At 56.6% G+C, this 10,333-nt stretch carries 9 protein-coding genes; 7 read left to right on the top strand and 2 right to left on the bottom strand.

Annotation, left to right across the window (positions count from 1 at the left end; all coding sequences use genetic code 11):
• Positions 1-224 (bottom strand): glutamine synthetase beta-grasp domain-containing protein (locus CH74_RS13925; protein WP_048308143.1); only part of this gene is annotated, 224 nt, incomplete at its 3' end.
• A 679-nt stretch (positions 225-903) separates the two neighbouring features.
• Between CH74_RS13925 and CH74_RS13920 the strand changes: the two genes are divergently transcribed.
• From CH74_RS13920 to CH74_RS13900, 5 genes are all read left to right on the top strand, one after another.
• On the top strand, positions 904-1,365 hold the full coding sequence (locus CH74_RS13920) for a hypothetical protein (RefSeq protein ID WP_156181527.1): 462 nt from the start codon (positions 904-906) through the stop codon (positions 1,363-1,365).
• The gene (locus CH74_RS13915; protein WP_048308141.1) at positions 1,362-2,339 is read left to right on the top strand and encodes a polysaccharide deacetylase family protein; all 978 of its coding nucleotides are present in this window, start codon (positions 1,362-1,364) and stop codon (positions 2,337-2,339) included. Before CH74_RS13920 ends, CH74_RS13915 begins: the two co-directional genes overlap by 4 nt.
• 188 nt (positions 2,340-2,527) lie before the next feature.
• A complete protein-coding gene (gene typA, locus CH74_RS13910; RefSeq protein WP_048308140.1) occupies positions 2,528-4,354 on the top strand; it encodes a translational GTPase TypA in 1,827 nt (608 codons plus the stop codon).
• Between the two features lie 279 nt (positions 4,355-4,633).
• Positions 4,634-5,266, top strand: a complete 633-nt coding sequence (locus CH74_RS13905) for an OmpW family protein (RefSeq protein WP_048308139.1) — start codon at positions 4,634-4,636, stop codon at positions 5,264-5,266.
• 153 nt (positions 5,267-5,419) lie between these two features.
• Complete coding sequence (locus tag CH74_RS13900; protein WP_053070779.1) at positions 5,420-6,673, top strand: glutamate carboxypeptidase; 1,254 nt, start codon at positions 5,420-5,422, stop codon at positions 6,671-6,673.
• 61 nt (positions 6,674-6,734) lie between these two features.
• Here CH74_RS13900 and CH74_RS13895 read toward each other — a convergent pair whose 3' ends face one another.
• Entirely contained in the window at positions 6,735-8,303 is a 1,569-nt protein-coding gene (locus CH74_RS13895; protein ID WP_253273077.1) for a DUF2252 domain-containing protein, read from the bottom strand.
• A 109-nt stretch (positions 8,304-8,412) separates the two neighbouring features.
• Here CH74_RS13895 and CH74_RS13890 point away from each other — a divergent pair, with 109 nt between their 5' ends.
• Complete coding sequence (locus CH74_RS13890) at positions 8,413-8,727, top strand: hypothetical protein (protein ID WP_048308138.1); 315 nt, start codon at positions 8,413-8,415, stop codon at positions 8,725-8,727.
• A gap of 147 nt (positions 8,728-8,874) precedes the next feature.
• Complete coding sequence (locus CH74_RS13885) at positions 8,875-10,128, top strand: dicarboxylate/amino acid:cation symporter (protein WP_048308137.1); 1,254 nt, start codon at positions 8,875-8,877, stop codon at positions 10,126-10,128.
• Positions 10,129-10,333 lie beyond the last annotated feature (205 nt).

The raw sequence follows: 10,333 nt of genomic DNA, 5'->3' as shown, positions 1-10,333 counted from the left end.
AAACCCGAGCCATCTTCCGGGCGCAGGATCATGTCGGATTCGTTGATTCCCTTCCAGCCGGAGATGGAAGAGCCATCGAACATCTGACCATTTTCGAAAAACTCGTCATCGACGGCGCTGGCAGGAATCGTGACATGTTGCTCTTTGCCCCGGGTATCGGTGAAACGCAGATCAACCCAGCGAATGCTGTGCTCTTCCATCAGGGCGAGAGTCTTTTCTGACATGATTTTCTCCACTAAGTGAACGTTAAGCCCGAATCAATAAAAAGGGACATAAATCGCGTTGTTGTAGCATGCCGCGCCATCATTGCCCACGACAGACCGTTTCTATTAACCCTTAGCAAAAGACGCGCCAGATATGCTTGGCAACGCCTCAGCTTTTAACAGCCAATTGATTTTATTGGAAATAATTTTATCACGTCGGGACATCCAAGAGTCCACGATCAGGTTTTTTAGCACGGCTCGTGCCTCAAAAAGAGTTGCACGCACCATTTAAGTGCATGTTTCACTTCTTCGCACCGTTCTGGTGCTTTGCACGATTTAGCCGAATTGAATCGATAAAGATTAATCAACTCAACCGATTAAGCGTGAAAAAATCATGCGCTGACTCTGCTGAAATCAGCCGACTCATACATTGATACGCTCTGAAACCTAAGGCTACTATTTATTACATAAAAACAGCGTTCAGCGAACGCTTACATGAGTGACTGCATGACCATATTGCGTGACTCAAAAACCCAAGTTGCTGGCACGACAATCGACCAGCTTACAGAGTTGGGTCACCCTGACAATGAATCATTTTTGCATCATCATAGACTCTCAACGTGGCCATTCACGCCTGGACAGGTGCCTGGAGGCTGTTACGCACGCGATCAACACGATCAACAGCCCTGTCGATATCATCGTGCTCGTCGATAAGATCCGGACACGCTGTACCGTCTTGGCAGAACGTCACAACGCGCAATTACTGGAGCGTTGTGGCGGTACCCGAGGACAACGCTACAACGTTTGCGCCAACCGTACCCAGGCCAACACTCTGATCTTCATCGATCCCTTGGTAGAGTTACCCGCTGGCTGGTTGGCCTGGGCTGAACGCGCCATGTTCGAACGCTCCTGGGATGCGGTGGCCCTGACAATGATCGGCACCATGAAACTTTCATGGCTGTCGCGCTTTTTAAGTGCCGGCAGCGACACGCTCGCCCTGAGCGTCAAGCGCCAATGGTTCGAGCGCGTCGGAGGGTTCGACGTCGAGCGCGAGCAAGGTATCGAAAGCGACTTCTTGTTGCGGCTCGTTGCCTGTCACGCCCGAGTGCTGAATCAGACGCCAGAAGTCAGTCGCACGACAAGCCGCGAGCTACATCGATGAGTGCGCTGGGTCTTGCTCAGGATCTGGCCCAGCGCCTGCGTGGCCACTGGCGACGCACACTGCTGAACCCGGGACGCGGGCAACAGGCGTTGCTGCATCTGCCCCGAGTGCTTTCCAGCGAGACTGAGGCCTGCCTGCCCCACTGCGCACCCTGGAGCCTTGGACCCACAAGCTTCGAGAATTTGCTCATTACGCTCAACGGCGTCGCGAGCCTGGTCAATCTTTCCACGGCGCTTACACCCCACGTCGGGCACCATCCCAACATAAGCCTGACCTTCGACAGCCCCTGGCGTCACGACATCGAAAATGTGACTAGCCTACTCGATCATTACGCCATCCCTGCCAGTATTTTCATCACACCAGCGCCGCTAGAAGACAACGGGCTATGGCGATCGCTGATTGGCGACGCACTATGGCGAAAGCGTTCCGCCGAGCAGATTCGCGACACGATAGGAGACGCAGGACTACCCCTGCCACCCATGCCGCCCCGTCATCCGGACCATGCCTATAGCCGTGCACTGCTACGCTACTTCCTGCAGCTCTCCCCTACCGACCCGAAGCGCCTATCCGAGGTTAGCGAACATCTATTGGGTATCCTCGATCATTCTCTACAACCGATCGACCCGTTCAGCCTTCGACGCTTGGAGAATACAGGCTTGTTCCGCTTCGGTGCCGGAGGGGTTCGTTGCGATGAGCAGAACGACGAAGGGCTTCATCGACAGCTGCGGCGCTCTCGCAGAATGCTGGCCACGCTTTGTCGAGATCCGTTAGCAGCCATTGCGTGTCCCGGCAAGCCGTCCTCTTTGCACACTCGGCAAATGCTGCAGCGCGCTGGTGTAACCACGGCGCTATTTGATACAGAAGGCTGGCTGACACGTCGCAGTGATTCGCTGGCGCTACCGCGCATTTCCATTAATCAAACCCTGGCTCAGAGTCCGGGGCGGCTGTTCGATCATTTGCTGGGTTTTTTATAAGGACAATCCACGGGCGGACTATAGCAATAACCCCATACGGTTTTTTGGAAAGACAGGTCAGGTATCCTCAAAACTAGCGTCAACAGAGCGTGAAACTAGCGTCAGCCGGCAAAAACCGTGGCATAAGGTAGCAGTCGGGCACCGCTAGCCACTATAATACGCCCCCTATTTCCCAGCAGGATCCTGTCGTGATCGAGAAACTTCGCAACATTGCCATCATTGCCCACGTCGACCACGGCAAGACCACCCTGGTCGACAAACTCCTGAGTCAGTCCGGCACTCTGGATCGCAAGGCCGAAGGCCAAGAGCGCGTCATGGACTCCAACGATCAGGAGAAAGAACGCGGCATCACCATCTTGGCAAAGAACACGGCGATTCGCTGGCAAGCACCGGACGAGCAGGTCTATCACATCAACATCGTCGATACCCCCGGGCACGCGGATTTCGGCGGCGAGGTCGAGCGCGTCATGTCGATGGTGGACTCCGTGCTATTGCTTGTCGATGCGGTGGACGGCCCCATGCCGCAAACCCGCTTTGTCACCCAGAAAGCCTTTGATCAGGGCTTAAGGCCCATCGTGGTCGTCAATAAGGTCGATCGCCCCGGCGCCCGCCCGGATTGGGTCATCGATCAGATCTTCGATCTATTCGATAACCTGGGCGCATCCGATGAGCAACTCGACTTCCCGATCATCTACTGCTCTGCTCTGAACGGCATCGCCGGCCCCGATCCTGAAGAAATGGCCGACGACATGACCCCCATGTTCCAGTCCATCGTCGATATCGTCGAGCCGCCCAAGGTCGAGCTAGACGCTCCTTTCCAGATGCAGATCTCGGCGCTGGATTACTCGAGCTACGTGGGCGTCATCGGTCTTGGTCGTATCAAGCGCGGCAGCGTGCGTCCCGGCCAGCAGATCAGCGTCATCTCTCGCGATGGCAATACGCGCAAGGGCAAGATCGGTCAGGTCATGACTCACATGGGTCTCGAACGGGTACAGACCGACAAGGCCGACGCTGGCGATATCGTCTGCATCACTGGCATCGACGACCTGGCGATCTCCGATACCCTATGCGATCCGGCGGCAGCGGAAGCACTGCCGGCGCTGACCATCGACGAACCCACGGTCTCCATGACCTTTCAGGTCAACGATTCGCCCTTCGCCGGTCGCGACGGCAAATACGTCACCAGCCGCAACATCAAGGATCGTCTCGATCAGGAATTGATTCACAACGTCGCGCTGCGAGTCGAGCAGGGCGATTCCCCAGAGAAGTTCAAGGTATCCGGTCGCGGCGAGCTGCACCTCTCGGTGCTGATCGAGACCATGCGCCGCGAAGGCTATGAGCTGGCCGTGGGTCGTCCGGAGGTCATCATTCGCGAGATTGATGGTCAAAAGCAGGAGCCCTACGAAGAAGTCATCATCGACTGCGAAGAACAGCATCAGGGCGCCATCATGGAAGAGCTCGGCTATCGCAAGGGCGAGCTTTCCAACATGAACCCCGATGGCAAGGGCCGGGTACGCCTGGACTTCATCATCCCGGCCCGAGGGTTGATCGGCTTTCGCGGCCAGTTCCTGACCCTGACCTCCGGCACCGGCATTCTCACCAGCCGTTTCGATCATTATGGCCCGCTCAAACCCGACGCCTCCATCGAACGTCGCAACGGCGTGCTGGTCTCCATGGTCGATGGCAAAGCGCTAGCCTATGCGCTGTTCACACTGCAGGAGCGGGGCAAGCTGATCGTCGATCACGGCACCGAGGTCTACGAAGGCATGCTGATCGGCATCAACAATCGCGCCAGCGACATGACGGTCAACCCGACCAAGGGCAAGAAGCTCGACAACATGCGCGCCTCGGGAAATGACGAGAACATTGTGCTGACCCCGCCGGTCAGATTCTCCCTGGAGCAGGCCATCGAGTTTCTCGATGACGATGAGCTGGTCGAAGTCACCCCGAACCATATTCGTCTGCGCAAAAAGCATCTCAAGGAAAACGAGCGCAAGCGCGCCAACAAGAACTGATCCCGCATCCCTTTCCTTTTTCGGCCCGCCTCCCTGGCGGGCTTTTCATTGTGATTGCATACATATATAGAAATTCCAATGGCCGAGAAGCTGCTTGCGTCAAACATGACATAAATCAATGTTTATCAACCTATATCAGTTACTCTACGCTTAGTTCGTAGCAGCAAGTACTGCTATGCTCATACCCAAGCATCAAATGGTGCTATGTTCATGCCCCAGCATTGGATGTGCCCTGCGCCGCCAGGGGCGATTATTGGGATTCAATCAAGGAGTTTTCCCATGCGCGTAACCCCCCTTCTGACGACCGGCGCCATTTTTCTGGCCTCCATGACCGCAACCTCTACCGCACTGGCCTATGGCCAAGGCGACATTTACACGCGTTTTGGTGTGGCCAAGGTTTCACCGAAAAGCGACAACGGCGACTTCAGTGATCTGGGTCTGGATGTCGATGTAGACAAGGATAGCGGCTTCGCCATCACTTTCGGCTATCGTTTCCTGGATCAATTGGGGATCGAACTGCTGGCGGCGGAGCGTTTTGAGCACAACATCAATCTCGACGAGACCGACATCGATGCGTCCACCAAGCATCTACCACCAACCCTGACTCTGCAGTACTACCCCTTTGGCGGCACGGATTCCTCGATCCAGCCCTACGTTGGTGCCGGGGTGAACTACACGCGCTTCTCGGATGAAAAGCTAGCGGTCGGCAGTCTTGAACTCGACGACTCCTGGGGCTACGCCGCGCAGCTGGGTGTCGATCTGCTGATCAGCGAGCACTGGGCGCTCAATGCTGCTGCCTGGTATCTGGATATCGATAGTGACGCTACCGCCACCATCGCCGGCGTCGATTACGATGCCGACGTCGAGATCGATCCGGTGGTCGTGATGGGTGGCTTGAGCTTCCGCTTCTAAGCGTCAGTTCACGCTCCACGCTTTCGATGCTTGCACTACGAGACGGCCTACGGGCCGTCTTTTTTTATTGCCGTTTTGCCGTATACGCATTTGCGTTTTCATACTTTCCCCCTAGGCTTTATTCAGGAGACCAACTTACATAGGAAGAAAACAATGAAGCCTTTCCTGCTGGCCACGGGCCTTGGTTGCGCTACCTTGTTCGCAGCGATCCCGGCGCTTGCCGCCTCTCAGCAAGATGTTCTCGAGGCCGCCCGGCAACAGGAACAACCGCTGCTCGAAACCCTGGAAACGCTGGTCAATATCGATTCCGGTACCGGTTATGTGGAAGGGCTCAATAAAGTCGCCGGTATACTCGAGCAGCGTCTCGAGCGGCTTGGCGCCGAGATCGAGACCCGCCCGGCGCCAAAATTCGGTGGCAAGACACTAATCGGCACGATAGACGGCGAGGGGGATCAGAACATCATGCTGATGATCCACTACGACACCGTGTTCGACGAAGGCGAGGTGGAAAAGCGTCCTTTTCGTGCCGAAGAGGGCCGTGGCTATGGCCCCGGCATTGGGGATGCCAAGGGGGGCGTCGCGGTAATTCTGCATGCGCTCGCGATACTCGAGGAGCTTGATTTCAACGAGTACGGCACCCTGACCGTGGTCTTTAATCCGGACGAAGAGAAAGGCTCCCTTGGCTCTCGAGATGCGATTCGAGAGCTCGCCAAGGATCAGGACACCGTGCTGGTATTCGAACCGGCATTGGGCGAAGACGATGTCGATGCGGTCACCGTGGTGACCAAAGGCATCAACTATGTCTTTCTCGATGTCGAGGGTCGCGCCTCCCATGCGGGTAGCGCCCCGGAACAAGGCCGTAACGCCATCATGGAACTAGCCCATCAGCTTTTGCAACTGGATGGGCTGGGCAACGCCGACAAGCAAACCACCCTCAACTGGACCATCGTCGACGGGGGCGCCAAGCGCAACATCATTCCCGAGCAGGCCCACGCCGAAGGCGACATGCGCTATTTCGATGCCGGCGAATATGATCGAGTCATGAGTGAGGCCAATGAAATCATCCAGGACAAGCTCATCGACGACACCAAGGTGAATTTCCGCATCGACAAGGGCCGCCCACCGATGCCGGACAACCCTCAGACTCAGGCGCTGGCGGAGCAGGCACAGCAGATCTACTCAGAGCTTGATCGCGATCTCAAGGCCATCGAGATCGGCGGGGGAACCGACGCCGCCTATGCCTACAGCCCGGATAGCGATACACCGGCAGTGCTGGAATCCCTAGGGCTGGTAGGTGGGCGCTATCACAGCGCGGATGAGTTCATCGTGCTCGACAGCATCGTGCCCAGGCTCTATCTAGCAACTCGCATGATCATGGAACTTTCCGAGCAAGAACCCGATTCTTAGACACAAGCCCCACGCCACGAGCCTTCGCGAAGCGGTTGCACTCATGGAACCGCTTCAATCACTAGCGATAGACCATCTCGATATTTCTGAACGCGCCTCGTTTATGATCGGCGCAGAAATAGGCGTGGTCGCCACGAAGACGCTCGGCGGCTTCCTGAGCGAAATTCAGTATATCCCTGGCGAAAAGCTTGGAGGGATTGATGGCGTCGAGGATCCTCGGCTCGACATCATAATCGATCTCGCCCGCATCATCCGAGCGCGCATGGGCGAGGGCCAACGCGCATCCACATACCTCCGCATACTCGCCCCAGGATTTCTTCGACAGGGATTCGAGATCAATGTCGTCGCGAAAAGGGGCCCGCTCCCGGGTCATGAAGCTTACACCGTCGATCTCGCTCGAGCCGTAAAAAACATCGCCATGGGCAAGCTGTACCGACTGGCCGTGGGCGATGCGCACACCCCGAGCCCCTGAGGAAAATTCGTTTCGCGGTACCAGGCCACTGAGCGCCGAGTCCCGCGCTCGCTTGAACTCGATGATGATGTCATCCGTCGCGTTCTGGCTTGGCCCTTCGATAAGCACATAGTAGCGCGGCAAGCCAAGAGAGGCAGTCCCCTGCCCATGGCGAATGGCGACGTCTTTGACGGCCAGATTGCCCGCCCGTGCCGGCGGTTTTGCACTGCCCTTGTTCACGAGAGCCTCGACCAGCTTTTGAAACTCGTCGCGGCGATGACTGATCGGCGTCAGTTTCTTGCTCGACCGAAAGCCTTTTCCGCTCTCGTCCAGATAGTCGTCCCATAGCCACTCCTCGCGGCTTTGATGCGCCTGCTTGAACAGCCTGCGGATCACCTTGGGGCTGTTATCGATCCGATACTCCTCGGCTTTTTCCGTGGAAGATTCGGCAAGGCGGCGCATATTCGACATGTAGCCGGCCAGGAATCGTTTGACGATCTTGCGCTGCCTCTTGTGCCCGAACCCAGCGACCTCTTCAGCCGCGAGCATGAACCCCACCGAGCCACGCTTAAGATCCCAGGAGAAAGGAGCGTAACAGGCCTCATCGAAATCGTTGACGTTGAAGATCGGCACGTTGTCGGCATTGGGCATGACACCAAAGTTCTCCGGGTGTACATCACCAAGCACCAACACCGTCGGCATGTGAGCGTCCGTGCCCGCCATGTCCCGGTAGAAAAGCAACGCGGTGCCCCGAAAGAAGGAAAAGACCGAACCGGCAAGCTTGTCGAACTTCTCGCTAGCACCACTGGAGCGCTCCTCGATACGGGTCTGATGATCCTCCTGCAGCGTCGCCCGTACATGAAGATGGCGTGCCTGCCCGCTCAGCGCGTCGGGCAGCATGACGCAGGCACCGTTGGCATAGGCATCGGCAAGTTGACGAAATGCCTCGACCCGGCTTTCGAGCTTGCGCGCCGGCGCCGGCTGTGCCTCCGCCTTCTTGGAGTCTGCCCGTTTGGACTGTTTTCTTGTCATGGAAAATGGCCTTCCGCCCGTCAGGTTCTCGTCTTCATCCAATAGGGAAATATCGTGCACATCAAGCACAAAGGATAGATTCGGGTCATCGACGACGATAGTCATGGCGCTATCGCACCCCACATGATCAGGGATCTCGTGGGTCAAGAACCCGATTCTTGAATCCATAGAAATAGTTAGGCGCGCTATGGGCTTTCAATAGGCGGCCTCGTCCGGCTAAGCTTGGCACCTACGAGACCCCACAAGGAGAGAGCACATGCACACACATATCGACTGGGATGATCCTGGTGCCAATGGCGTTACATCGCATTATGCCAAGGACCCCAACGACTACGGCGAGCCGCACCCCGGCACCATCGTTTCGGGGCGCTATCAGGGCACGAATGTGCGTGTGAAGGTCGAGGCCTACAAGGATGGCGTCAGTATCGGCGAGGTGGCCGCCATCATCGATGCCAAGGGGGAGCGGGTAAAACAGCATGGCAAACTCAACCTGGGTGACATCGTGCGCCTGCCCGACGACAAGCGGGCGTTTGAATCCGCGCCGGCCTCTCCCAAGGAGGATGAAGATTGAGTAGCGGTTGAGTGAACGCTACTTTTCAAGCCCGGCCGATGCCGGGCATTTTGTTTCTATACTACAAAGGAGCGTGGCTTTTTCTATAGAATCGCCGCCTTTCGATTCGAACCTCCCCCATTCAGGCACCCTACGGAGACGACACTCATGGCGGACAGCACATCCTCGCGGCCCAATCTATGGCGACGTATTCCTCTATGGCAGAAGATTCTTGTCGGTCTGGCGCTTGGGATCGTTGCCGGCGCGCTCATGGGAGAAGAGGCCAGCGTCTTCAAACCCATCGGTGATATCTTCATCAGTGCCATCAAGATGCTGATCGTGCCCCTGGTATTCTCGACGCTGGTGGTGGGCATTACCGCCATGCGCGACCCCCAGAAGATGGGGCGCATCGGTCTGCGCACCATTGCGCTCTATTTGATCACCACCGCTTTCGCCATCAGCATCGGCCTTTTGGCCTCGACCCTTTTTCAGCCCGGCGCGGGATTGGATCTAAGTTTCGACAAGCCAGTGGAATCCCAGGACGCGCCGTCGCTGGTGGAGATTCTGGTCAATCTGGTGCCCCAGAACCCCATCGATGCCCTGGCCAACGGCAACATTCTGCAGATCATCGTGTTCGCCATCGGCTTGGGGATTTCCCTGACCCTGATCGGTGACAAAGGCGAGCCGGTGGTGCGCCTGTTCGAAAGCTTTGCCGAAGCCATGTACAAGCTCACCGAGATCGTCATGGCCTTTGCGCCCTTTGGTGTGTTCGGTCTGATCGCCTACGTCTCGGGCAGCTATGGGATGGACGTGCTCTTGCCTTTGGCCAAGGTGATCGGTGTGGCCTATCTTGCCAGCGTGTTACACGTGCTGCTGATCTACTCGGGCCTGTTGGTACTGCTTGGACGCTTGAACCCTTTACGCTACTTGAGTGGCATTCTCGATGCGCTGGTGGTGGCCTACTCCTCGGCTTCCTCTTCCGGCACCTTGCCAGTGTCCTTGCGTTGCGCCCAGAAGAATCTTGGTGTGTCCGAAGGGGTATCGGGATTCGTGCTACCGGTAGGCGCCACCATCAACATGGACGGCACCGCCATCTATCAGGGGGTCGTCGCGCTGTTCATCGCTCAGCTAGTCGGGGTCGATTTGTCCCTGATGGATTATGGCATGATCATCGTTACCGGCACCTTGGCGTCAATCGGCACCGCCGGCGTTCCCGGCGCGGGCCTCATCATGCTTTCCATCGTGCTGGCTCAGGTGGGTTTACCTCTGGAAGCCATCGCCGTCATTGCTGGGATCGATCGTATCCTAGATATGGCGCGTACCTGTGTAAACGTGGCAGGTGATTTGATGGTGACCACACTGGTTGGAAAGAGCGAAAAAGAATTGGATTTGGACATCTACAATTCTAAAAACAAAGTATGAGGCTTGTTGTATGAGCATCAATTTCGTAAATCATTGCAGGTTTCATAACCTGCGGCAATAACACGCACCGCAGTAACCTGACACACTGCTGCCAGAGAGTACGGAGTGCTCTATACAGCCAGGAAGGCTGCATGCCCGGTCCTGTCCAACAGGCCGGGCATTTTGTTTGGATTTCCTTAACTTACCTTGCCTTTATCCTTCAAAA

This window comes from Halomonas sp. PR-M31 (assembly GCF_001039575.1).
Classification (GTDB): Bacteria; Pseudomonadota; Gammaproteobacteria; order Pseudomonadales; family Halomonadaceae; genus Modicisalibacter.
This window is presented reverse-complemented; position numbering and strand designations above follow the sequence as displayed.

What these genes read in the sequence shown, in the direction of transcription:
- CH74_RS13915 (WP_048308141.1), top strand. Translation starts at nt 1,362, where the DNA reads ATGAGTGCGCTGGGTCTTGCTCAGGATCTGGCCCAGCGCCTGCGTGGC.
- CH74_RS13905 (WP_048308139.1), top strand. Translation starts at nt 4,634, where the DNA reads ATGCGCGTAACCCCCCTTCTGACGACCGGCGCCATTTTTCTGGCCTCC.
- CH74_RS13900 (WP_053070779.1), top strand. Translation starts at nt 5,420, where the DNA reads ATGAAGCCTTTCCTGCTGGCCACGGGCCTTGGTTGCGCTACCTTGTTC.
- CH74_RS13890 (WP_048308138.1), top strand. Translation starts at nt 8,413, where the DNA reads ATGCACACACATATCGACTGGGATGATCCTGGTGCCAATGGCGTTACA.
- CH74_RS13885 (WP_048308137.1), top strand. Translation starts at nt 8,875, where the DNA reads ATGGCGGACAGCACATCCTCGCGGCCCAATCTATGGCGACGTATTCCT.